Origin of the sequence: Bacillus sp. FJAT-50079 (assembly GCF_018343515.1) — a bacterium.
Classification (GTDB): domain Bacteria; phylum Bacillota; class Bacilli; order Bacillales; family Bacillaceae_C; genus Lederbergia.
The window spans coordinates 536,724-558,827 of record NZ_JAGYPD010000002.1 but is presented as its reverse complement, the minus strand read 5'-3'; the positions used below and the strand labels follow the sequence as shown (position 1 = coordinate 558,827).

Annotated in this window: 27 protein-coding genes; 22 read left to right on the top strand and 5 right to left on the bottom strand. The window is 38.8% G+C overall.

Going from position 1 to position 22,104, the window contains the following annotated elements; all coding sequences use genetic code 11:
* Window positions 1–23 precede the first annotated feature (23 nt).
* The 8 genes from KHA95_RS06685 to coaD all read left to right on the top strand — a co-directional run bounded on the left by KHA95_RS06685 (window position 24) and on the right by coaD (window position 5,194).
* Entirely contained in the window at window positions 24–422 is a 399-nt protein-coding gene (locus KHA95_RS06685; RefSeq protein WP_213136703.1) for a YlbD family protein, read from the top strand.
* A gap of 17 nt (window positions 423–439) precedes the next feature.
* A complete protein-coding gene (locus KHA95_RS06680) occupies window positions 440–676 on the top strand; it encodes a YlbE-like family protein (protein ID WP_213136702.1) in 237 nt (78 codons plus the stop codon).
* A 53-nt stretch (window positions 677–729) separates the two neighbouring features.
* Window positions 730–1,092, top strand: a complete 363-nt coding sequence (locus tag KHA95_RS06675; protein ID WP_213136701.1) for a hypothetical protein — start codon at window positions 730–732, stop codon at window positions 1,090–1,092.
* A 52-nt stretch (window positions 1,093–1,144) separates the two neighbouring features.
* A complete protein-coding gene (locus tag KHA95_RS06670; protein ID WP_213136700.1) occupies window positions 1,145–1,591 on the top strand; it encodes a YlbF/YmcA family competence regulator in 447 nt (148 codons plus the stop codon).
* A 29-nt stretch (window positions 1,592–1,620) separates the two neighbouring features.
* Window positions 1,621–1,896 carry a YlbG family protein gene (locus KHA95_RS06665; protein WP_213136699.1) on the top strand — a complete coding sequence of 92 codons (276 nt, stop codon included), beginning with the start codon at window positions 1,621–1,623 and terminating at the stop codon, window positions 1,894–1,896.
* Between the two features lie 71 nt (window positions 1,897–1,967).
* Complete coding sequence (locus KHA95_RS06660) at window positions 1,968–3,389, top strand: stalk domain-containing protein (RefSeq protein WP_213136698.1); 1,422 nt, start codon at window positions 1,968–1,970, stop codon at window positions 3,387–3,389.
* A 759-nt stretch (window positions 3,390–4,148) separates the two neighbouring features.
* On the top strand, window positions 4,149–4,715 hold the full coding sequence (rsmD, locus tag KHA95_RS06655; RefSeq protein WP_213136697.1) for a 16S rRNA (guanine(966)-N(2))-methyltransferase RsmD: 567 nt from the start codon (window positions 4,149–4,151) through the stop codon (window positions 4,713–4,715).
* A complete protein-coding gene (gene coaD / locus KHA95_RS06650; protein WP_213136696.1) occupies window positions 4,712–5,194 on the top strand; it encodes a pantetheine-phosphate adenylyltransferase in 483 nt (160 codons plus the stop codon). The genes rsmD and coaD overlap by 4 nt, the downstream gene beginning before the upstream one ends.
* On the opposite strand, the gene ylbJ is transcribed toward coaD, so the two are convergent.
* On the bottom strand, window positions 5,191–6,405 hold the full coding sequence (ylbJ, locus tag KHA95_RS06645) for a sporulation integral membrane protein YlbJ (protein WP_213136695.1): 1,215 nt from the start codon (window positions 6,403–6,405) through the stop codon (window positions 5,191–5,193). The two genes, coaD and ylbJ, sit on opposite strands and share 4 nt — an antisense overlap.
* Window positions 6,406–6,494: 89 nt before the next feature.
* Here ylbJ and KHA95_RS06640 point away from each other — a divergent pair, with 89 nt between their 5' ends.
* Window positions 6,495–7,280: a patatin-like phospholipase family protein gene (locus KHA95_RS06640; protein ID WP_213136694.1), complete on the top strand. Its 786-nt coding sequence runs from the start codon at window positions 6,495–6,497 to the stop codon at window positions 7,278–7,280.
* A 70-nt stretch (window positions 7,281–7,350) separates the two neighbouring features.
* On the opposite strand, the gene KHA95_RS06635 is transcribed toward KHA95_RS06640, so the two are convergent.
* Both KHA95_RS06635 and KHA95_RS06630 read right to left on the bottom strand, forming a co-directional pair.
* A complete protein-coding gene (locus KHA95_RS06635; protein WP_213136693.1) occupies window positions 7,351–8,562 on the bottom strand; it encodes a nucleotidyltransferase in 1,212 nt (403 codons plus the stop codon).
* Between the two features lie 73 nt (window positions 8,563–8,635).
* Entirely contained in the window at window positions 8,636–8,875 is a 240-nt protein-coding gene (locus KHA95_RS06630; protein ID WP_213136692.1) for a hypothetical protein, read from the bottom strand.
* A 234-nt stretch (window positions 8,876–9,109) separates the two neighbouring features.
* Between KHA95_RS06630 and KHA95_RS06625 the strand changes: the two genes are divergently transcribed.
* The 3 genes from KHA95_RS06625 to KHA95_RS06615 all read left to right on the top strand — a co-directional run bounded on the left by KHA95_RS06625 (window position 9,110) and on the right by KHA95_RS06615 (window position 10,536).
* The gene (locus tag KHA95_RS06625) at window positions 9,110–9,649 is read left to right on the top strand and encodes a YceD family protein (RefSeq protein WP_213136691.1); all 540 of its coding nucleotides are present in this window, start codon (window positions 9,110–9,112) and stop codon (window positions 9,647–9,649) included.
* Window positions 9,650–9,691: 42 nt separating this feature from the next.
* Entirely contained in the window at window positions 9,692–9,865 is a 174-nt protein-coding gene (gene rpmF / locus KHA95_RS06620; protein ID WP_213136690.1) for a 50S ribosomal protein L32, read from the top strand.
* 137 nt (window positions 9,866–10,002) lie between these two features.
* On the top strand, window positions 10,003–10,536 hold the full coding sequence (locus KHA95_RS06615) for an RsfA family transcriptional regulator (RefSeq protein ID WP_213136689.1): 534 nt from the start codon (window positions 10,003–10,005) through the stop codon (window positions 10,534–10,536).
* 83 nt (window positions 10,537–10,619) lie between these two features.
* On the opposite strand, the gene KHA95_RS06610 is transcribed toward KHA95_RS06615, so the two are convergent.
* Together KHA95_RS06610 and KHA95_RS06605 are read right to left on the bottom strand one after the other, a co-directional pair.
* Complete coding sequence (locus tag KHA95_RS06610) at window positions 10,620–11,042, bottom strand: DUF4064 domain-containing protein (RefSeq protein WP_213136688.1); 423 nt, start codon at window positions 11,040–11,042, stop codon at window positions 10,620–10,622.
* 57 nt (window positions 11,043–11,099) lie between these two features.
* Window positions 11,100–11,588: an N-acetyltransferase gene (locus KHA95_RS06605; protein ID WP_213136687.1), complete on the bottom strand. Its 489-nt coding sequence runs from the start codon at window positions 11,586–11,588 to the stop codon at window positions 11,100–11,102.
* Between the two features lie 161 nt (window positions 11,589–11,749).
* On the opposite strand from KHA95_RS06605, the gene KHA95_RS06600 reads away from it, so the two are divergent.
* The 10 genes from KHA95_RS06600 to KHA95_RS06555 all read left to right on the top strand — a co-directional run bounded on the left by KHA95_RS06600 (window position 11,750) and on the right by KHA95_RS06555 (window position 22,090).
* Window positions 11,750–13,081 (top strand): acetyl-CoA carboxylase biotin carboxylase subunit, encoded by a 1,332-nt coding sequence (locus KHA95_RS06600; RefSeq protein ID WP_213136686.1) that lies wholly within the window; start codon window positions 11,750–11,752, stop codon window positions 13,079–13,081.
* Complete coding sequence (locus tag KHA95_RS06595; RefSeq protein ID WP_213136685.1) at window positions 13,078–13,290, top strand: acetyl-CoA carboxylase biotin carboxyl carrier protein subunit; 213 nt, start codon at window positions 13,078–13,080, stop codon at window positions 13,288–13,290. Before KHA95_RS06600 ends, KHA95_RS06595 begins: the two co-directional genes overlap by 4 nt.
* Window positions 13,291–13,312: 22 nt before the next feature.
* Window positions 13,313–14,845 carry an acyl-CoA carboxylase subunit beta gene (locus KHA95_RS06590; RefSeq protein WP_213136684.1) on the top strand — a complete coding sequence of 511 codons (1,533 nt, stop codon included), beginning with the start codon at window positions 13,313–13,315 and terminating at the stop codon, window positions 14,843–14,845.
* Window positions 14,846–14,936: 91 nt separating this feature from the next.
* Complete coding sequence (locus KHA95_RS06585; protein WP_213136683.1) at window positions 14,937–15,833, top strand: 2-dehydropantoate 2-reductase; 897 nt, start codon at window positions 14,937–14,939, stop codon at window positions 15,831–15,833.
* Complete coding sequence (locus KHA95_RS06580) at window positions 15,833–16,228, top strand: DUF3397 domain-containing protein (protein ID WP_213136682.1); 396 nt, start codon at window positions 15,833–15,835, stop codon at window positions 16,226–16,228. The genes KHA95_RS06585 and KHA95_RS06580 overlap by 1 nt, the downstream gene beginning before the upstream one ends.
* A gap of 83 nt (window positions 16,229–16,311) precedes the next feature.
* The gene (gene bshC, locus KHA95_RS06575) at window positions 16,312–17,940 is read left to right on the top strand and encodes a bacillithiol biosynthesis cysteine-adding enzyme BshC (RefSeq protein ID WP_213136681.1); all 1,629 of its coding nucleotides are present in this window, start codon (window positions 16,312–16,314) and stop codon (window positions 17,938–17,940) included.
* Between the two features lie 176 nt (window positions 17,941–18,116).
* On the top strand, window positions 18,117–18,548 hold the full coding sequence (mraZ, locus tag KHA95_RS06570; protein WP_213136931.1) for a division/cell wall cluster transcriptional repressor MraZ: 432 nt from the start codon (window positions 18,117–18,119) through the stop codon (window positions 18,546–18,548).
* Between the two features lie 37 nt (window positions 18,549–18,585).
* Window positions 18,586–19,518: a 16S rRNA (cytosine(1402)-N(4))-methyltransferase RsmH gene (gene rsmH, locus KHA95_RS06565; RefSeq protein WP_213136680.1), complete on the top strand. Its 933-nt coding sequence runs from the start codon at window positions 18,586–18,588 to the stop codon at window positions 19,516–19,518.
* Between the two features lie 20 nt (window positions 19,519–19,538).
* Window positions 19,539–19,901: a cell division protein FtsL gene (ftsL, locus tag KHA95_RS06560; RefSeq protein ID WP_213136679.1), complete on the top strand. Its 363-nt coding sequence runs from the start codon at window positions 19,539–19,541 to the stop codon at window positions 19,899–19,901.
* Window positions 19,898–22,090: a penicillin-binding protein gene (locus tag KHA95_RS06555; RefSeq protein WP_213136678.1), complete on the top strand. Its 2,193-nt coding sequence runs from the start codon at window positions 19,898–19,900 to the stop codon at window positions 22,088–22,090. The genes ftsL and KHA95_RS06555 overlap by 4 nt, the downstream gene beginning before the upstream one ends.
* The last annotated feature ends 14 nt before the right edge of the window (window positions 22,091–22,104 follow it).

Below are 22,104 nucleotides of genomic sequence, written 5' to 3'. Positions count from 1 at the left end.
GTAATTACTTGGGGTGAATGGTTATGGAAGGAAAGGTTTTACATCCATCAGTTGAAAAGTTTAAATCGTTTGTAAAGCAATATCCAAAAATTGGTCAGTCTGTAAAAGATAATGAAAATACATGGCAGGATTTATATGAAGATTGGTTTTTATTAGGTGAGGACGATCCAAAATGGGATGCATATAAAGGAGAGCGTGTAGCTGGGCAAGAAAAAGAGAAAGTGGAAGAAAAAAGCTGGGTTGATCAATTTACAGGAATCATGAAAAAAATGGATGCCAATCAAGTTCAATACCATCTGCAAAATTTGAGTCAAGCAATCGGTGCTGTTCAAGGAGTATTAATGCAATTTCAAGGAGGAAATGAACAAAGTCAACCAAAAGCAGCGGAACGAAAAAGTCCATTTTCATTTCGGAAAGATTAATGATAGGGGTGGAGAAAATGAGGCAGGAGATTGTTCAATATATTTATTCAAAAAAAGAATTAAAACAGATGATTCGTGAACAACCGTATTGGTATCGGAAGCTTTCTCGAGACCCGGAATTATTAAATCAATTTGAAATTGCTTCTCTTCATTATTTCCAAAAAACGATTCCTCATAAAGTTGAAAAATTTACTAATGGTTTACAAATGGCCTCAATGATGATGAGCATGTTACAAACAATGGCCTCGGAATAATTTTTGCATGAACCTCTTTCTTTAGTAAAAACTAAAGAGGAGGAGTGATACGTATGAAAAAATTAATTGCTTGTCTATTCGTTTGCATGACCCTTTCAGCATGTGGTAAGCAAATGCCTGAGCCACAATCGGTTCAGGCAGCGACAAATGAACATCATTCATTATTAACGGTGAACCATTTTGTACGCAATTCCGATATTCTCATTGAATGTCATATCCCTACAATCAACTTGAACGAAAAACAATCAGGAAAAATTCAAGTATCGATTAACGGAAAGTTGTATAAGCAATTTGATACAGCTGCTTTTATTGTGAAAAATGTTAGTCCAGGCACACATGAGCTTGTTGTTGAAGTGGTGAAACCAAATAATCAACCAACTGGATTAAAGTCCGCTTTTTCTGTTACAATCAAATAATAAGTCGCAAGCGAAGCTAAAACATGGTAAAATACGATTGGAGGTGGGCTTTTTGCTTGCTACAGTCGAAAGGATTCAAATTATTGAAGAAGCTGAGATGATTGGTAATTGGATTAACGAGAGTGCCGTTGCCGATACGTACAGGTTTTTTTATCATAAATTACAAACAGATGCGGAAACGAGAGAGAAAATTGCTGCATTTGTGAAAATGAAGGACTTATACGATGATGTGCAAAGATTTGGAAGATACCATCCAGATTATAAACAGATTATGACGGAGACGCGGATACGAAAAAGGGAAATGGATATGGATGAAAACGTAGCCAACTTCCGCCGAGCCGAAAATGATCTTCAATCATTACTCGATGAAATTAGTACATTGATTGGCAGATCGGTATCAGAACATATTAAAGTTCCGACAGGAAATCCATTCTTTGACAGTGGTTCTTCATGTAGCGGTGGTTGTGGAACAGGTGGAGGCTGTGGTTGCTCCGCTTAAAAGTAGCACAATGAAAAAGGGGAAAAGCGATGTTTAAAGGAAGACAAGGATTAATCGTTTGGCTTTTTAGTTTGAAAAATGCCAAAGCACTTCGACGGTTCGGTAATGTTCACTTTGTTTCCAAAAGAATGAAATATGTTGTTCTTTATTGTGATCAAGATGAGATTGACGAACTAGCCGAAAAGCTGGCTTCGATGCCGTTTGTAAAAAAAGTAGAACCTTCCTATAAACCTTTTTTAAAGACGGAGTATGAGAATTCCAAACCGGATAAGGCGAAGGAATACGATTACAGAATGGGAATTTAAATTCCTTAACATTTTATGAAGGCGACCAGCTTTGGTCGTCTTATTGTTGTATAGGCAAGGAGAATGGAGAAATGAAATTTAAAATACTGTCTATGATTGTCATACTGGTCAGCTTGATTGGTAGTCTGCTTTTTTTTCAATGGAAAGGATACTCGACAGCGCTTGATGATCAAGAGCCAATTCATTTAAAACAAACGATAAAAATCAACCATCAGCCAAAGATGTTTAAGATTGAACACTCAATTAGTCGGCTTCCCGCTGACGAAATTTTAACCATCGAATTACCCGCCAAAGCGGAAAACGTTACTTGGAGTACAGAAAAACAAAGTTCAAGCCAATTTGAGGAGAAAACGATCGTTGGAGATGGAAGTGATATTCGACTAGTTTATTCGATTCCAGCACCAGAAACGCCAAAAAGTTTTTTATTCAATGATTGGGGTGCCCAAATTCAAAGTCACCCTGTCACATTGACGGCGCTTCAAATAAATGAAGCCGTTTGGCGAACAGGCAATTGGGTTGCTCCAGCTAAATTGATTGGCCATAAACAAATGAATTATTTAGACTATTATATTTTTGAAATAAATGGAGAAATACCAGCATTGTACTGGCAGCAAGAGCCGCTCGAGATTACATATGAAGATGATCAATTCGTACTTTATGGGAGAAATGATTTGCAATTGGCGCTTACTTCATCGCCTCCTAAAGCAATGATGAACCAAGTGGGCGATTTGGAGCCGCTGCATATTATTTATACAGATATCCATAAAGAAACTGATATGGGTCAGCTTAAAATTATCAATTCCGAAGGAGCGTTAAGAGCGATCCAAGCGGAAAAATGGAATCAAACGATCTTACAATTATTTGCCTTCCCAGAAGCTGAAAAATGGCTCGTACATGTGATTGTTTCTCAGCTACTAAATCATCCGATTGGACCGGAAAAGGCCCAGCAAATGTATGTGGAAATGAATGAGAAGCTAACAGAAAAAGAAAGGGAGCAATGGCTCGAACGACTGCTTAGCCACGGAAAACAGGAAATGGACAGTGGCTCGCTTGATCACTATTTACCAGCTGAAAAAGGATTGGACATCCAATTTTTTTCCGCTAATTCAAATATAGACAAGCCACTCGTTCCACTTTTTTATTTTGATAAAAGAAAGATCATTATCAATGGGGAAAAATCTTCAGATGCACATATTATTTATCAAGAGGGAAAAACCTATATTACGATGAAACCATTGCTAAGTGCTCTAGGATATGAGATTGAGCAAGTGGCTGAAAATGAAGTGATCGCAAAAAAAGGCTCAATTCATTATCAATTTTATCCGAATAAGCGTCTTTTTCAACTGAATCAGCATCAATATGGTGTGGAAAATCAGCCAGTTATAAGCATTTTTAATCAGAACTATATCGATTATGCACTCATTATGACTTTTTTCCATTTGAATATTTCAGAAGGTGAAACTGAAATATTGATTCGTTCGATTATGAAATGATCCGCTGCTATGTATCGTTTCTAATTTCATAAAAAATAAAAAACCCTGCATTTTACGATGCAGGGCCCTTCTATTTCTGTATTCATACAGATAGAAGGCAAAGGGAGAGGAGAAACCGGATGAAGAACTTATGGGGAAACGTAAGTCTTCTCCACGGTTGGTAACAACATCATCGGATGCTGCTACGTATATTTTTACCGAAAAAATGATATTTATACTAAAATAAGCAAACTCGCTTAAGTTTAACCAAAAATAAAGAATGTAAAGCTCTTTTGATCCACGGATCATCCATCCTGATGATTACATTCCATATTGGCGCTTTCCGCGATCTCGTAAGCTTCCGCGCTGCCGGGATCCACGAGGCAGCTGAGTAAGGTAGCCACGTCGTCTGGCAGAGCTTCATGACCAATAGTTGTTGACCTGAAAAACGGCTCACCGTTCGCCTGTGCAAAGCGAAGTGCCTAGATTTGCGACAACAGCCAAATTCAACGCAGAATGAGTAGATTGGCTCCCAAAAAGTTAGCTTTTTCGGTCTTTTTGACAACCCCAAAAAAAGAAATCATACATAACACTCGGCAAGAGGTAAGAATGTGTCTAGCCAGGACGGTAATCAACCCCCATTAACCTCGTCAACCTTTTCTGAAAGTGTGCCTCTACCATTATTACTAAAGAAAATTGCTAAAACAATTGAAAGTTTGTCGAAATAAAATGAAATGTGGTAGGATGAAAAAGAAAATCTTAAATTAAATGGTGAAGAAAATGAGAGTGATTTCAGGAGCTTGTAAAGGAAGAACATTAAAAGGAGTGCCAGGCAATCAAACGCGTCCAACGACGGATAAAGTGAAGGAAACAATGTTTAATGTCATTGGTCCGTATTTTTCTGGCGGTCTTGGATTAGATCTGTTCGCTGGCAGTGGTGGTCTGGGCATTGAGGCGTTAAGTCGAGGATTGGATAAAGTCATTTTTGTTGACCGAGATATGAAAGCAATCCAGACAATTAAAGCAAATCTTCAAACATGTGAGCTAGTGGAGCAAAGTGAAGTTTTTCGAAATGATGCGGAACGTGCATTAAAGGCGATTATAAAACGTGACATGCAATTTGACTATATTTTTTTAGATCCACCTTATTTTAAGCAAAAGCTAGCTATTTTATTGCAAATGATCGAAGAACATCATTTATTAAAAGCAGAGGGAATCATTATTTGTGAGCATACCCCTGATGTAGAATTACCGGATGCAGTCGGAAAGCTTGTGCAAGGAAAAAAAGGTGAATTTGGCAACATTGGGCTCACGATTTTTAATTGGAATGAGGAGGAGCAAAAATGACAAGAATTGCAGTATGCCCAGGCAGTTTTGATCCAATTACATACGGGCATTTAGATATTATTCGCCGAGGTGCAAAAGTTTTTGACGAGATTTATGTCGTTGTTCTAAGCAATTCGGCGAAGAAACCACTTTTTACGATGGAGGAAAGGATCGCTTTAATCCAAGAAGTAACGAAGGATATACCGAATGTAAAAGTGGATACCTTCAATGGATTGCTCGTCGACTATGCCCAAAGTGTAAATGCGAATGCGATCATCAGAGGCTTGCGTGCCGTTTCCGATTTTGAATATGAAATGCAAATTACCTCGATGAACCGCGTGCTCAATGAGAGTATTGAAACTTTTTTCATTATGACGAATAATCAATATTCTTTTTTGAGTTCTAGTATTGTAAAGGAAGTAGCGAAGTATGATGGAAATATTAGTGAACTTGTCCCAAAAGAAGTAGAAAAAGCGCTAAAGGGAAAATTCAACGATTAATTTTTCTTTGCGCTCTTCATATAAACAAGCAAATAAATAAATAAACATGCGAGTGTAAATGGCGGTCCAAAATCAATCAAAAATTGATGAGCCGTTTCCCACCACGCGTCATGATCTTGTAAAAATGTTGGCACAGCGGACGGTTCTGCATCAAAATAAAAGCGGTCGGAGAACGGTTTCCATAATACATATGTGAGTAAGCCGGCAATAAAGCCGTGGAAGATCCTGGCGATAAAAAAGGGTTTAAAGCTAATATCCGTCTCGGCAAGAATGCTCGCTACTTGGGCTTGGACACTAAAACCGCTAAAGCCGAGAATAAAACTTGTAATAATGACTTTATGCATAAGACTTACTTCTAAAACGTCGCTTGCTAACTTACTTCCAAGTGTAATTTCAAATAAGCCGGCAATAAGTGGAATGCTTAATCCTTCTGACAGTTGAAAGAGTTGGAGTACATAGCTGATTAGTTTAGACAGTACGAGTGTCACTTGTAGGTGGAACAATAATTTATTGATGACAGAAAATAAGATAATAAATCCGCCAATCATGAGCAATGTATGAATCGAAGAGATTACAGCATCGCCGAGAAGTTTTCCAAGTGGCTTTTTATTTGCTAATCTTGTTCGATGAAGTGCTGTTAGTGCTTGGTAAGGAAGCGGTCTTGTCGAGTTGTTTCGTTTCGTTACTGTTGTTTCGCCTTTTCCGTAGAAACGCATAATGATGCCAACGAAAAAATTGCCTAAATAATGTGTAGCTGCAAGCAACATACCTAAGCGGGGATTACCGAAAAAGCCAACGGCAACCGCCCCGAAAATAAATAAAGGGCTGGAGGAATTCGTAAAAGACACGAGTCGTTCAGCCTCTTTTTTTGTTATTTGCTCTTCCATCCGCAGCCTTGTCGTTAATTTTGCCCCAGCTGGAAAGCCAGACGCCATCCCCATTGCCCATGCAAAACCACCTACCCCGGGAACTTTAAATAAAGGGCGCATCAGCGGTTCAAGGAATACCCCCATAAACTTCACTACGCCAAAACCAATGAGCAGTTCTGAAATGACGAAAAAGGGAAATAAGGCAGGAAACACGCTTTTCCACCACATATGTAACCCTCTAGCAGATGCTTCTAATGATTGTTCGGGAAGTACGATCATTGAAATTGCCATGATTGAAACCGCTAATGCGAGAACGACTGTTTTAAATTTTGATAAATTCAATTTCATTGCCTCCTGTCCACCACCCACATAATCAATATACTCATATGTCCCACTTTTAGACCATAAAATATGGTGGGGAGGGGTTTTCTATGGACATGCCAAAAGTGGGGCTTGCACTCGGTTCTGGCGGTGCTAGAGGCTTTGCGCATTTAGGAGTATTGAAAGTATTGGAAGAGAACAACATACCTGTTGATTATTTAGCTGGCAGTAGCATGGGAGCCTTAATCGCTTGCTTTTATTCCTTTGGACATAATATTGAGATGTTAATCAAATTATCTGTTGCCTTTCGCAAAAAATATTATTTAGATTTTACCGTTCCGAAAATGGGATTTATCGCAGGGAAGAAAGTGAAAAATTTAGTGCGTTATTTTGTCCATAATAAGCGGCTGGAAGAGTTGAACATCCCTGTTTGTGTGATCGCAACCGACTTGCAAACGGGGGAGAAGGTAGAGTTCTTTCAAGGTCCGATTGCAGAATCTGTTCGGGCTAGTATATCGATACCAGGAATTTTTTCTCCCGAAAAATTAAATGGCCGCTTGCTCGTTGATGGGGGGGTAGTCGATCGTGTCCCAGTATCAACCGTAAAAAAAATGGGGGCGGATATTGTGATCGGCTGCGATGTCGCTACGGTAAATAAAGAGGCGGAAATATTAACGGTTTATGATGTGATTATGCAGAGTCTTGATATATTACAATTAGAAATTGGAATAGCGAGGGAATATGAGTCAGATGTAATGATTCATCCGGCTGTCGAAATGTATAGCGCAAGGGCTTTTAAAAATATCGAGGAAATTATTAAAGCGGGTGAGGAGGATGCAAGAAGGAAACTGCCGGAAATACAAAAAGCAATCGAGCAATTTAATAAAAATAGGTAGTCTATAAAATTATTATGTAAACTAAATGAATACTTTGTTGATGTATGATCAACAAAGGTGGGTCCATCTATTAGGAAAACATAATCGGCGGCTGTTGAAACTCCTGTAAAAGCAGTTTGGAGCGTGCTGGCTCATTCAAACCGAGTGCGTAGACGTGAGCTGCCTGAAAATCGAGTTGAATTGACTCTGATTGGAAAGAAGATGCCTTTGCAATAAGAGGGATCGGAAGCTCTTTTTTTATAACGTTTAAATATTGTCTCCCGGTTGTGCTCATACCAAGTAATCGAGCATAGGCAGGATAGGTTCCCGCATTATTTATCGCTGTTTTCGTCGTGTTTGTTAATACATGTGTACAAAGGCGTTGCAATCTTGTCCACGTATATCTTTTTGTTTTCACCAACTCCATAAAACCTGCAAAATGATCGGCTTGCTTTGCAGCTCTTTTCAAGCGATGTTCAATCCCTTCCTCCATTTCATGGATGTTTCGAAGTTCATCGACATCCATCGTCAGTAAGCGATATTGAAGATAAGACCAATAATTTTCCCATTGATGAAACTGGCCAAATGTATCGGAATAGTTTTTGAGCTCTGCTACTGTTTCCTTCGGAATATAATTTTCAATCTCCCCTATACTTTTATGTTCCTGTAAAAGTTTGCGAATAGCTGTTGCACTAGCAATGGAATCATTTATAGCCTCTTGATCGTGATAATTCGCATGTTTTCGACCGACGGTGTCAAATGTGATCGATGTTTGCAATTGTTTAGCGGCTAACATGTAATGATAGCCTAGTATATTATTTGGTTTTGACAAGTCAATAATATGATCTGGTGGATTCAAGCTCGCAAATGCGGCTGCTAATGCATTCGGATAGCTCATTCCTTTTTTTAAATGAAAGCTTACAGCCGCTTCGTAATCTGTTTTATTCTTTTCTAAAAAAGCGATCGTATGTATAAAAGGTTGTATTTCACCACGTTCACTTCCGAAGCAAATATGGTCGCATCGCAAAGCATTTAAAAGATATACAGCACCTCTTGCAAAAATGGTCGCTTGCTGTACAGCAAATCCGTATGGAAGCTCAATGATAATATCTACCCCCGCAGCTAATGCCATCTTTGTACGAGCCCATTTTGAGACAAGTGCAGGCTCTCCTCTTTGTAAAAAGTTTCCGCTCATCACCGCTACGGTTACATCAGCATTTGTTAATTGCTTTGTTTTTTGTAAATGATACAAATGCCCATTATGAAATGGATTATACTCGACAATTAGTCCCGCACTTTTCATAATCATCCTCCAAAAGCGTTATTTTGCAATAAAAATAGAGAGGTACTAACCTCCCTATCATATCGAATGTGGACTAACGATGTCCATAATTCATATTGCTTCCATGATGTCCACTATGCTGGCCGTGATGCCCATGATGTCCCCCGCCGTGATGGTGTCCACCGTGATGGCTTCCATGGTGATGTCCGTGATGGTGCCCATGATGTCCATGATGATATCCCCCATGAACATGTCCGACAGGATAAGTTGTATACATCGGATAAGGATGGTAAGCTCCGTATCCGTGATAAGGGTAATTCCGTTCTTCGCTCATTTATTTCACCCCCGCATTTAAGCTTCGGGTTATTGTATGTGAGTGAACAATATGAAGTGTGGACAAACGACCTTATACAGTTTGCAAAATAGAAACAAATAGATAAAATGAATATAAATGATTGAATTATTTCTAGGAATGAATGCTAGAAATAAAGAAAAACTGTAAAGATAAAATATTGACAAACGTATTATCGAAAGCTATAATTACTTTTGTTGCCTAGAGGTGATAACATTGAAATGGTCAGTCGTTCAACTGCAAAATTTCCGCGGTCGTGAATTTGAATTTGATGAAGTCATTGACATAACAGATGACTTAAAGCAAAGAAATCCAGAGATTAGAGATTTAACACCTGTACATGTAACTGGTAAAGCAAATGTAGATTCTAAAAAAGTTAGCTTCCATCTTCATGTAACTGGTACCTACACTCTTCCTTGTTCTCGGACGCTTGAGGATGTGAAAGTTCCAATTGATGTCCATTCAATTGAGACGTTTTTATTACAGCCACTCGATTATGAGCTTGGAGAAATGGAGATTGTTCACGAAGCTGATGGAGGAAATATTAATTTAATACCGGTCATTGAAGAGCTCCTTCTTCTAGAGGTACCTTTACAAGTCTTTAGTGAAGAGGAGATAAATGGCGCAACGCAAGTTGGAAATGGCTGGGAAGTTATGACCGAAGAACAGTTTCTTAATAAACAAGAACTTGCGAAGAAAAAAATAGATCCGCGCCTTGCAGATCTAGCTAAATTGTTAAACGAAAATAATGAATAATGCTATTGTACGATGGCAAATCTTTTTAAGGAGGTGGGAAGAATGGCTGTACCTAAAAGAAGAACTTCTAAAACTGCAAAAAGACAACGCCGCACACATTTCAAGTTACAAGTACCTGGAATGGTTGCTTGCCCAAACTGTGGTGAAATGAAACTTGCTCACCGCGTGTGCAAAGAGTGTGGAACATATAAAGGAAAAGAAGTTGTAAACAACTAATAAAAAAGCGTGTAGAGACATTGACTCTTCACGCTTTTTTTTATTCATTGATTTTTTAAACGATTAATAGAAATGTCATAAGTCTACCTTTCCTATTTGATACATATACATATATCAAAAAATAGGAGTGATGCGAATTGACGGTTATTAGACAAGATGCATGGACGAAGGATGAGGATATGATACTTGCTGAAACAGTTCTTACCCATATTAGAACTGGCAGTACCCAATTAAAAGCATTTGAAGAAGCCGGAACAAAGTTGAAAAGAACAGCAGCAGCTTGTGGGTTTCGATGGAATGCCTATGTTCGTAAACAATATAAAAAAGGGATCGACTTTGCAAAAAAAGAAAGAAAACAACTTCAATCTGTGCATACAGAGACAAGTGCTGAACAAACAGAGTTAGAAATATTAAATCAGGCAGAAGCAGCCACATTCATGGAAAAGCTTGAAAAGACCTTTACTGCATTTGAGAAACTGAAGATGGAAAATCAATATTTACAGCGCGAAATCATGCTTTTAAAAAGTAAGAAAGCAGAAAAAATAAACGAGATTGAACGGATTCAACATGATTTTTCAAAATTACAATCAGAATATTATACGTTGCTAGATATATTAAATAACGCGAGGGAAAGAACAACGAAAAGTGAAGTATTGACTGGCAAGCAATAGAAGGTGAAACGCGGGAATGAATCAGGAAATAGGTTGGAAAATAAAAAAATCCGGTTCGATTATGAACCGGATTTTTCTACCGATTAGTAAGTCTCAACTGTTTTTGGCTTTCGTACTAGGCACATAATTCCAGCGATTAAGTAAAGCAGAGCTGGCAAGAAGCCTGTTAGGAATGAAATAATTGTTATGAGTACAGCACTAACGATAAATAAAATTCCTGCTAATTTTGGCTTTTTATTTCCTTTAGTGAAAATGGCGGCGATAATTCCAATTACAATTCCGATAATCGCAGCGATTAGCATGGAAGTCCCCGCTCCAGCTAATGTTGAAAAAACAAGTTCGGCATCGCTAGGATTCAATGCTGGATCATTTTCAGTTGCTTCAAGAAAAACAGATTTTATTTCTTCTGAATCACTTGCCCATTTTAAAGCAACACCGAAAATCGCCATGAAGAAACTTAAGACGATCCCGATAATTCCTAATGTCATTTCTCCGGTTCTTTTCAAAGAAAACCCTCCTTATATCTGTATCAACTTAATATACGAACGAGATACAGAATGGTTTCAACTTTTTTTCTTGGAGTGTTTTTGTTCGGAAACACCGTCGGGATACCATACGAGCGGATTTTCACCTCGATCACGTTCCATTTCATATGTCACTGGTTTGAAGCCTAATTTTTCAAAGAATGCTTTAGAATTCATTCGTGGGTTTGTTTTAATCGGTATATTAAAGCTTTTCGCATAATCAACGAGTGATTTTCCAAAGTTTTTATGCTGGTATCCAGGCAGTACCTCTAATTTCCATAATTCCATATACGTTTGTGGTGGATCGAAGTATTGATCGAATTTTGCATCCCGGCGGTACAAACTCATTCTGGCAACGAGTTTATCTCCGAAATAGATGCCATAAAAAGGTGAGTGAGAATCATCTTCAATCATATTTGCTTGCAAATCTTCAAGCATGGATAATTCTTGAGCGCCATACTCTTTAAACTTTTTAAATTCTTCCAACGTTTTATAATTAATTTTAAGCTTTTCTACACGAACAGGCATACCGAAATCCCCCTCCTAATGAAATGAAAAATAATAAATGAATATTTTTATTATATAACAAACTTAAAAATAATTCAGATATAATTTAGAGAGCGCTCCCATTAGGAAGAGGGATATGAGCAACTTTGTCGAAATTAGTAATGCATGAAGGGAGTTTTCGTATGAAAAAGATTTTAATTGCTAATCGTGGTGAAATCGCTTCCCGGATTATAAAAACATGCAAACGGATGAAGATCAAAACAATCGCCATTTATTCAGACGCGGATAATGAGATGCCGTTCGTTCAAGAAGCTGATGTTTCAGTAGGAATTGGAGAAGCACAGGTAAGTAAATCGTATTTACAGGGAGATTACATTATAGAAACAGCGCTTCGACTAGGTGCTGATGCAATTCATCCAGGCTATGGACTTTTATCTGAGGACAGTGAGTTTGCTAGAAAGGTGACCGAGGCTGGGATCTGTTTCATTGGTCCTTCACATGAGATTATCGCTTTAATGGGGGATAAAATCGCATCCAGAAGAGCGATGATCCGTGCCGGGGTTCCAGTTGTCCCAGGAATAAATGAACATTTGCCAACAGTGGAGGACGCAAAGCTTGCTGCTAAGCAAATTGGCTACCCATTAATGCTAAAGGCAAGTAGCGGCGGTGGGGGAATTGGGATGCAGCGTTGCAATGATGAGAAGGAACTGATCTCCTGTTATGAATCGATCAAAAAGCGAGCAAAGAGCTATTTCGGAGATGACGCTATTTTTATTGAGAAATGCATAGATCATGCCCGCCATATTGAGGTGCAAATTTTTGGTGATAAGTTAGGCAATATCGTCCAATTATTTGAAAGAAATTGTTCTGTACAGAGGCGCAATCAAAAGGTGATCGAGGAATCACCATCCCCGTTTCTATCCGATGAAACAAAGGTTGCCTTATACAAAATGGCAATGGAGGCAGCAAAGGCGACGCAATATGATAACGCTGGAACTGTCGAATTTATCGTTGGACCAGATGAACAATTTTACTTCTTAGAAATGAATACAAGACTACAAGTGGAGCACCCAGTTACAGAGGTGATCACAGGGATTGATCTTGTTGAATGGCAAATCAAAGTAGCGAACGGAGAAAAGCTTCCATTTAAACAAACGGATTTGCGGAAAAACGGTCATGCGATTGAATTTCGAATCTATGCGGAAGACCCAGCAACCTATTTCCCCTCACCAGGTAAAATCACCAAGCTCGTTTGGCCAGATGGGGGGAGAGTGGATGCAGGGTATGCGGAAGGAACTATTGTAAGCCCGTATTATGATCCACTCATTGCTAAATGGATTGTTCATGGTGTGACGCGAGAGGAATGCTTATTGAATGCGAAGCGATGGATTGGACAGATCATTATAGATGGAATTAAAACGAATATCCCTTATTTAAATAATATTTTACAAAATAAAGCTTTTCAGTCAGGTGAGTATACGACAAATATTTTACAAAGGAGGAAGGATGGATGACGGAAATAGTCGCAACGATGGCTGGTACAATTTTAGATGTGTTAATGGATAAAGGGGACCAAGTAGAAGTAGGGAAAACCGTTGTTATACTTGAATCGATGAAAATGGAAATCCCGATCGAAGCACAACATGCAGGAACGATTGCAGAAGTAAAAGTTGCGGACGGAAATTTTGTCAATGAAGGAGATGTATTATTCATATTGAAATAAGTGAACGGGCGAGGTGTTGAGGATGAATCAACATGTAAATACGTTAAATGAACGTCGTGAACAAATAAAGGCTGGCGGAAAACGAAAATATCACGAGCAAATGGAAAAGCAAAAGAAATTATTTGTCCGCAATCGGCTCTCACTTTTATTTGATCAAGGCCTGTATGAGGAAGATGGGGTATTTGCCAATTATTCAGCTTCGGTTCTTCCGGCGGACGGCGTTGTTACCGCAATTGGGAAAATCAATGGTCAAACTGTGTGTGTGATGGCGAATGATTCTACTGTTAAAGCAGGCTCATGGGGAGCCCGAACGGTTGAGAAAATCATTCGAATTCAGGAGACCGCAGAAAAGCTCAAAGTACCTATTCTTTATTTAGTCGATTCGGCTGGAGCGAGGATTACCGATCAATTGGAAATGTTTCCTAATCGCCGTGGAGCTGGGAGGATTTTTCATAATCAAGTAAAATTATCCGGTGTCATTCCGCAAATCTGCATTTTATTTGGTCCGTCGGCAGCAGGTGGAGCTTATATTCCTGCCTTTTGTGATATCGTTATAATGGTCGAGAATAATGCCTCGATGTATTTAGGATCACCGAGAATGGCTGAGAAAGTGATTGGCGAAAAGGTGACATTAGAGGAAATGGGTGGTGCGAGGATGCATTGTACAGTAAGTGGCTGTGGGGATCTTTTAGCACGATCGGAAGAAGAGGCCATTGAAAAAGCGAAACGATATGTATCTTATTTTCCCGCCAATTACCAGATGAAGCCACCGATAGCTGAGTCAAAACAGGAAAAATCGCTAAAAACACTTGAAGAGATTGTTCCGAAAAATCAAAATAGCCCATTTGATATGTATGAAGCGATTGAAGCACTTATAGATGAAGGCACGTTTTTTGAAATTAAGAAATTATTTGCCGCGGAGCTCATTACGGGTTTAGGTCGGATCGATGGAAAGGTCGTTGGCATCATTGCTAACCAACCAAAAGTTAAGGGTGGAGTACTCTTCGTCGATTCAGCTGATAAAGGAGCAAAATTTATTCAACTATGCGATGCATTTCATATTCCTTTGCTCTTTTTGGCAGATGTGCCGGGATTTATGATTGGAACAAAGGTAGAGAGGGCTGGTATCATTCGCCATGGTGCAAAATTCATTGCTGCGATGAGTTCAGCAACGGTTCCGAAAATTTCAGTCATTATTAGAAAAGCGTATGGGGCAGGGCTCTATGCGATGGCAGGTCCCGCTTTTGAACCCGATTGTTGCCTAGCTTTACCAACCGCACAAATTGCCGTTATGGGTCCGGAAGCAGCAGTCAATGCCGTTTACTCAAATAAAATAGCTGAGATAGAAGATAAAATGGAGCGAGCAGCCTTCATTCAAGCGAAGCAACAGGAGTATAAAGAACATATCGATATCTATCAATTAGCCTCTGAATTAATTATCGACGACATCGTATCGCCAAATGAATTGCGACAAACCCTCGTCACAAGATTTCATTATTATGAGACGAAAGCAATCGATCTAATTGCAAGAAAACATCCGGTTTATCCTGTCTAACTCCTCTTAAGAAACAGAGGAGTTTTTACTGCTGTTTCTTAAATGAAATTTGGTACAATAGAACTATATGAAAAATTAGGGGACGAGAATCATGAAAATTGGGATTATTGGAGGGGGGGCGCTTGGTCTGTTATTTGCTGGGTATATAGGGCAGGAGTATGATGTGACGCTCTTTTCTCGGCGAATGGAGCAGTCTAAGCAACTTGAATTACATGGGGTTCATGTAAAAACTGCTCAAGAGTCATTGATTACACCTGTGAAGGCACGAGCAAATTGGCAAACACTGAGCGAACAGGAGCTTATCATCATTGCAGTGAAACAATATGATTTGGAAGGGATCCTGCCGATCTTGAGAACGTTGCCTATCCATATTCCGCTCTTGTTCATTCAAAATGGAATGGGCCATCTTACATATTTGTGTACATTAAACAATCAAGCGATTCTTGTTGGTACAGTTGAGCATGGTGCATTAAAAATAGATGACCATTCTGTATACCATAGTGGGATCGGGAAAACGAACATTGCTTATTTTCGCGGGGATGAACGGATACTCGCTCTATCAAGGATGCAAAGTGATTCATTTCCAATTAAGCTCCACCAAGATTACGAAGCCATACTAGAGCAAAAACTAATTGTCAATGCAATCATTAATCCACTTACAGCGCTATTCCAGGTAAAGAACGGAAAGTTACTTACCAATCCATCCTATTTAGCGTTATTACATATATTATATGAGGAAATCATTCCGTGTTTTCCGAAAATCAAGGAAAACATGACGATCAAAGAGGTAGAAAGAATTTGCCGATCGACAAGCGATAATCAATCATCAATGTTCAAAGATATAGAAGAAGGACGACGAACGGAGATAGACGCCATCTTAGGCTACGTATTAAAAAGAGGGGCAGAGATGGGACGGAAATTACCAAATGTTTCGTTTTTATATGAATCAATTAAAGGGATGGAATTTGAAAGGGGATTAAGGGAGTAATGGGGGCGGTTTTAAATTATTTTATTGCGATGATGATTATTATGCCTTTATTTTTATACGTAATCATTTTTATTATTATGAAACGGTGGTTGAGAAACGGCCGTAAAGCAAGAAACATTGCGATCAATATTACGACACCTTTTTTAATTATGTCTGTTCATTTCTTAATGACAGCTATTTGGTCGCGTTCATTATTGTGGCTGATTTTTCTCGTAATGCTCATTACTGCAGTTGTTTTTACGATCGTGTATTGGCGTTATCGGGAAGAAATAATATATTCGAAAATCGTGATCGGCTATTGGCGATTAAGTTTTTTATTATTTTCTTTTGCTTATATCATCTTAATGATGTATGGAATTGCCTATCGCGCAGTAGAAGCCGTTACACTGTTCTAAGAGCAAGTTAATATCAATTTATCTATGAGTTTGCTATACTCAACGAAGAAAAAGCATGAAAGTATAGAAAGGATGCTTAGTTTATGAAATTGGAAAGCATCGTCATTCCAGCGTTGAATCAATTTGCTTCACTCTATATAGAACAAAAAGATCCTGTAAAAAGTTTTTTTCATTACGATATAACCAACCAGTCGGTTTATGAAAAGCGATATAAAGAAGTAATGAAACAAACGTACGATCGAGAAGTTGTGGCAGATTGTATTGAAGATTATATGAAAGACTATCCGACCTCTGAAAAAATAACAGAATCAATAAATAAGCTTCGTGACCCTTCCTCCGTAGTAGTGATTGGTGGTCAACAAGCAGGGTTATTAACAGGGCCACTTTATACGATCCATAAAATCATTTCGATTATTAAATTGGCGGAGCAACAAGAAAAACAGCTTGGTAAGCCGGTTGTTCCTGTTTTTTGGATTGCTGGAGAAGATCATGATTTTCTAGAAATCAATCATGTATATACGGAGACGAGGGAGCGGATGAAGAAGATTAGCTATCCGGGTCTTCTTGATGAAAAGCGGATGGTTTCGCATATTGATTATAATAAACAGCAATTAGAAAAATGGGTAAACGATGTATTTGAGCATTTTGGTGAGCGAAAGTATACGAAGGAGCTTCTAACCTTGTTGCAAGAAGCGATTCATACATTTCATACGTTTACACAATTTTTCGCATATCTCGTAACATCCTTATTTAAAGATTACGGATTGCTTATCATCGACGCAGCTGACGCCAAGCTTAGGAAAATAGAAAGACCTTATTTCTCGCGTTTAATTGATCATGGCGCAGATGTAACTAAAGCAGTTTTAGTTCAACAAGCGCTTATTCAAGCGAAGGGCTTTAAGCAGATGATTGAGTTGAACAATGATTCAGCGAATATTTTCTACTATTTTGAAAATGAGCGCATTCTTCTTGATTTCGATGAAACGCAAAATAGATTTACGTCTAAAAAAGCCGATATCATATTCACGAAGGAAGAACTCTTTGATTTGCTTGAGCAATACCCCGAACGTTTTAGCAATAATGTTGTCACAAGACCACTCATGCAGGAATGGATTTTTCCGTCATTAGCTTTTATTGCTGGGCCAGGTGAAATTGCTTATTGGGGTGAGTTAAAACAAGCTTTTGAACAATTGAACATGAAGATGCCGCCGATTATTCCGCGGCTTAATATGACGTTTGTTGAATCGGTTCATGAGCGAGATGCGCATGAATTGCAGCTCGATCTTGCCAAGATTATTGAGGCAGGGTTACAGCATAGTAGAGATGGGTTTATGCAATCAACAGTCGATGGGGAACTAAATAACATATTAGAAGCTGCTTTAGACGATTTAACGATACAATATAAGAACGTTTTTGAACGCTTGCGGGTGATCGATCAAAGCCTTATACCATTGGCTGAGAAAAACCTGCATTATCATCAAAAACAATTCGATTATTTAGCTCAAAAAGTAGATCAATCGATTTATAAAAAGCATGAAACAATCATTAATAAATTTGATCGCCTTGAACGTTTTCTTCGTCCAGAAGGAAGCTTCCAAGAACGGATGTGGAATATTTTTTATTTTCTTAATGAAAGAGGACCGAGTTTTATCTCAGATATAATGGCACTTGATTACCACTTTGATGGTACACATAAAGTAATTAAAATATAATTTTTCATGAGAATTCAAAAGGTTTAGTAAGAATGACATAGTAGAATTTAGTCCTTTTTACCTACCTTTTGAACTCGTTTTTATAGCTTCCCATGTGGAAGCTATTTTTTTTGAAAAATGGGTGGTGTGAAGTGGGGGGATGTGGTACATTTAATATAGAAAGTGGGGCATGTCTTATGTTTATGGGTGAATACCGACATAACATAGATGTAAAAGGCCGATTGATCATTCCGTCGAAGTTTCGTGAACTTCTCGGTGAAACATTTGTTGTTACTCGCGGACTTGATCAATGCTTATTTGGCTATCCACTTGAGGAATGGAGAATATTGGAAGAAAAATTAAAAGCCCTGCCGTTGACGAAGAAAGATGCACGAGCATTTACACGTTTTTTCTTTTCTGGAGCAACAGAATGTGAATTAGACAAACAGGGAAGAATAAATTTACCTTCATCTTTGCTCGGATATGCGAATTTGACAAAGGAATGTGTTATTTTAGGTGTTTCTGGTCGATTTGAGATTTGGGACAAAGAGTTATGGGAAGGCTATATAACAGAATCTGAAGAATCTTTTGCAGATATTGCAGAGAATATGATCGATTTTGATATTTAAGTTTAATGTACGTCGATAAGTAGAAAGGTGAGCGTCATTGTTTAATCATACAACGGTCTTATTAGACGAAACCGTAGACGGTTTAAATATCCGCCCAGATGGAGTGTATGTTGATTGCACATTAGGTGGTGGCGGACATTCACAAAAAATTCTTGAGCAATTATCAGAAAATGGGAAACTGATTGCTTTTGATCAGGATGATATCGCCCTTGAAAACGCGAAAGAGAACTTAAAGCAATATGGGGAAAAGCTTATATTAGTAAAAAGCAATTTTAAATACCTTCAAGAACGCTTGAACAGCTTGAATATACATAAGGTTGATGGTGTTTTATATGATCTAGGCGTATCATCTCCACAATTAGATACACCTGAAAGAGGGTTTAGCTACCACCACGATGCCCCACTTGACATGAGAATGGACACACAAGGTGAGTTAAGCGCATATGAAGTTGTTAATAATTGGCCGTATGAAGACCTTGTTCGCATCTTTTTCCAATATGGAGAAGAGCGATTTTCGAAGCAAATCGCTCGGAAAATTGAAGCAGCTCGGATGAAAGAGCCGATTAAAACGACTGGGGAATTAGTGGAATTAATTAAAGCAGGCATTCCCGCCCCCGCAAGAAGAAAAGGCGGTCATCCAGCCAAGCGGGTATTTCAGGCGATTCGCATTGCTGTGAATGATGAGTTGGCGGTTTTCGAAAGTTCATTGCACCAAGCGATCGATTTACTTAATCAAGGTGGAAGGGTTAGTGTTATCACATTCCATTCGCTTGAAGATCGCATTTGTAAAACTGTTTTTAAGGAAGCGAGTGAAGGACCAGTGCTTCCACCTGGGATGCCAGCCATTCCAGCCGGGTATGAACCAACTGTTAAATTAATTAACCGTAAGCCGATTATTCCATCTGATGAAGAGTTGGAACAAAATAATCGAGCACGATCAGCGAAATTAAGAATTATAGAAAAAATATAAAGGAAAATGGGGGAAGGAGAATGGGTAATTTAGCACGAAAACACCAACATCAATTTGATGAACAAGTGAAGCAGGCGACGGTCAAGGTCAAAAAGGTTCAAAGACATACGAAAATTACCCCTGGAGAAAAGATTTTAGCTGCTATGTTCGTTGCATTTATTGTTTTTATGGCTGTAAAGATCGTGTCGGCACAAGCAGCCATTTATGAAGTGAATAAAGAAATCGAAGACGTAAAATCGACGATGCATGAGCAGAAAAAATTAAACGATGATTTGGAAATTCAAATTAGCGAATTAAGTAAGCCTGACCGTGTGTTGGAAAAAGCAAAAAATCGTGGATTGAATTTAGACAAAGATAATGTTAAGGTTGTTGGGCAAAAATGAATGTAAATAAAAAAAATAGAAATATTGGAGCAGCGATCTTATTTATTTTCTTTGGTCTGCTCTTTTTTATTTTAGTCGTTCGCTTTATATCGATTCAATATTCTGGAGAAGTAAAAGGGACGGTGTTGTCAGCAAAGGCGGCACAATTATATTTACAAACAGAAACGATTAAGGCAAAACGGGGAACGATCTATGATCATAATAAAGAGCCAATTGCCGAAGATTCCTCTTCTTATACGTTAGTTGCCATTTTGGATGAGAATTTGACAACAGATCCGGAACATCCAAGACATGTTGTCGATCCTCAATATACTGCTGTGGAACTTGCAAAGCATATTGACATGAGTGAGCAAGAGATTTATCAAAGGCTTACGAAACCAGAGCGTAAACAAGTAGAGTTCGGAAAAGCTGGGAGAGATTTGTCGCATAATTTGAAAAAAGCGATTGAACAGTTAAAATTGCCAGGGATCTCTTTTATGAAGGACTCGAAGCGATATTATCCGAATGGAATATTTGCTTCCCATTTGATTGGTTATGCCCAAAAGGAACAAGAGGAAGGAAAGCCATCAGAGATTATCGGGAAAATGGGTTTGGAAAAAAGTTACGATACAATGCTAAAAGGAGAAGATGGCTCGATTCAATATGAAGGAGATATTTGGAATTACATTTTGCCAAATTCATCGAAACAAGTTGTTGAGCCTAAGCATGGTCATGATATTTATTTAACGATTGATAAGAAAATCCAAACCTTTCTTGAAGATATGATGAGTCAAGTAAGTGAACGCTATACACCAGAACGGGTTATGGCGATTGTTGCAGAGGCGAAAACAGGAAAAATCCTCGCTATGGCGCAACGCCCGACATTTCATCCTGATACGCGCGAAGGAATTGACCAATCATGGCATAATGAGCTCGTTGAAACATCATTTGAACCTGGGTCAACGATGAAAATATTTTCATTAGCGACAGCGATCGAAGAGAACAAATTTAATCCAAATGATAAGTTCAAGTCAGGCAGCTATTTGGTCGATCAGAAAAGCGGTCCGATTCGCGATCATAATAGAAATGGCTGGGGGGAAATTACTTATTTAGAAGGTGTGCAGCGATCTTCTAACGTCGCTTTCGCCTACTTACTCGAGAAAATGGGGACAGAAACATGGCGCGAGTATATGGGTAAATTTAAATTTGGGGTGAAAACTGGTATTGACTTGCCAAATGAAGTGCCAGGAAAAATTTTATACGATTGGCCGATCGAAAAAGTAACGAGTGTGTATGGCCAAGGAACGACTGTTACAGCGATGCAAATGATTCAGGCGATGACCGCGATTGCGAATGACGGGAAAATGATGAAGCCGTACGTCGTTGAGAAAATTGTTGATCCGAATGATGATACTGTTGAAACGTTTGAACCGGAAATGGTTGGCGAACCGATTAGTAAGAAAACAGCAAAAGAAGTGATGTCGATTTTAGAAACGGTCATCACATCTGAGAATGGAACAGGAAAGAGCTATCAGCTTGAAGGCTATAAAGTAGCTGGTAAGACGGGAACAGCCCAAATATCTGATCGAGGATATATTGAGGGGAATTACCTCTATTCATTTTTGGGGGCTGCCCCGGCGGATGATCCTGAATTAATTATGTATGTCGTTGTCGATCGTCCAAAGCTTGAAGAAGGTGATCATGGGAGCGACCCGGTTTCAATAATTTTTAACACCGTAATGGAAAACAGTTTAAAATATTTAAATATCGAACCGGAAGATATTCCAAATGCGAACATTCTATCATTGCCAGATTTGACGGATATGAGTTTACAAGAAGTGAACCAGTTATTGGAAGAGAACGGACTCGTTCCGATTATAATCGGAAATGGTGAAAAAATCATTGGCCAGTCTCCTCAAAAGGGAAGTGCGGTCATTGAAGGAGAAAAAGTGATCGTCCAAACGGACGGTGATCGGACAATCCCAAATATGATCGGTTGGTCGAAACGTGATGTGCTGAAAGCTTCCCGATTGCTTGGCATCGAAGTAAATATGACTGGTGAAGGCTATGTAGCCAACCAAAATTTACAGCCCGATCGGATACTTGCAGAAGGTGATGTGCTCGTCGTTACATTTGAAACGCCGAAGGAAGCACTTGAACGGGAAGAAACCGGCAGTAAGATGGATGATGATGAAACCCCAAGTGATTAGGTTTGCGCGGGAAA

Bases quoted from the DNA above. Each gene is read 5' to 3' on its own strand.
- KHA95_RS06685 (WP_213136703.1), top strand. From the start codon at position 24: ATGGAAGGAAAGGTTTTACATCCATCAGTTGAAAAGTTTAAATCGTTT.
- KHA95_RS06680 (WP_213136702.1), top strand. From the start codon at position 440: ATGAGGCAGGAGATTGTTCAATATATTTATTCAAAAAAAGAATTAAAA.
- KHA95_RS06675 (WP_213136701.1), top strand. From the start codon at position 730: ATGAAAAAATTAATTGCTTGTCTATTCGTTTGCATGACCCTTTCAGCA.
- KHA95_RS06665 (WP_213136699.1), top strand. From the start codon at position 1,621: ATGTTTAAAGGAAGACAAGGATTAATCGTTTGGCTTTTTAGTTTGAAA.
- KHA95_RS06660 (WP_213136698.1), top strand. From the start codon at position 1,968: ATGAAATTTAAAATACTGTCTATGATTGTCATACTGGTCAGCTTGATT.
- rsmD (WP_213136697.1), top strand. From the start codon at position 4,149: ATGAGAGTGATTTCAGGAGCTTGTAAAGGAAGAACATTAAAAGGAGTG.
- coaD (WP_213136696.1), top strand. From the start codon at position 4,712: ATGACAAGAATTGCAGTATGCCCAGGCAGTTTTGATCCAATTACATAC.
- KHA95_RS06640 (WP_213136694.1), top strand. From the start codon at position 6,495: ATGGACATGCCAAAAGTGGGGCTTGCACTCGGTTCTGGCGGTGCTAGA.
- KHA95_RS06635 (WP_213136693.1), bottom strand. From the start codon at position 8,562: ATGAAAAGTGCGGGACTAATTGTCGAGTATAATCCATTTCATAATGGG.
- KHA95_RS06630 (WP_213136692.1), bottom strand. From the start codon at position 8,875: ATGAGCGAAGAACGGAATTACCCTTATCACGGATACGGAGCTTACCAT.
- rpmF (WP_213136690.1), top strand. From the start codon at position 9,692: ATGGCTGTACCTAAAAGAAGAACTTCTAAAACTGCAAAAAGACAACGC.
- KHA95_RS06605 (WP_213136687.1), bottom strand. From the start codon at position 11,588: ATGCCTGTTCGTGTAGAAAAGCTTAAAATTAATTATAAAACGTTGGAA.
- KHA95_RS06600 (WP_213136686.1), top strand. From the start codon at position 11,750: ATGAAAAAGATTTTAATTGCTAATCGTGGTGAAATCGCTTCCCGGATT.
- KHA95_RS06595 (WP_213136685.1), top strand. From the start codon at position 13,078: ATGACGGAAATAGTCGCAACGATGGCTGGTACAATTTTAGATGTGTTA.
- KHA95_RS06590 (WP_213136684.1), top strand. From the start codon at position 13,313: ATGAATCAACATGTAAATACGTTAAATGAACGTCGTGAACAAATAAAG.
- KHA95_RS06585 (WP_213136683.1), top strand. From the start codon at position 14,937: ATGAAAATTGGGATTATTGGAGGGGGGGCGCTTGGTCTGTTATTTGCT.
- KHA95_RS06580 (WP_213136682.1), top strand. From the start codon at position 15,833: ATGGGGGCGGTTTTAAATTATTTTATTGCGATGATGATTATTATGCCT.
- bshC (WP_213136681.1), top strand. From the start codon at position 16,312: ATGAAATTGGAAAGCATCGTCATTCCAGCGTTGAATCAATTTGCTTCA.
- mraZ (WP_213136931.1), top strand. From the start codon at position 18,117: ATGTTTATGGGTGAATACCGACATAACATAGATGTAAAAGGCCGATTG.
- ftsL (WP_213136679.1), top strand. From the start codon at position 19,539: ATGGGTAATTTAGCACGAAAACACCAACATCAATTTGATGAACAAGTG.
- KHA95_RS06555 (WP_213136678.1), top strand. From the start codon at position 19,898: ATGAATGTAAATAAAAAAAATAGAAATATTGGAGCAGCGATCTTATTT.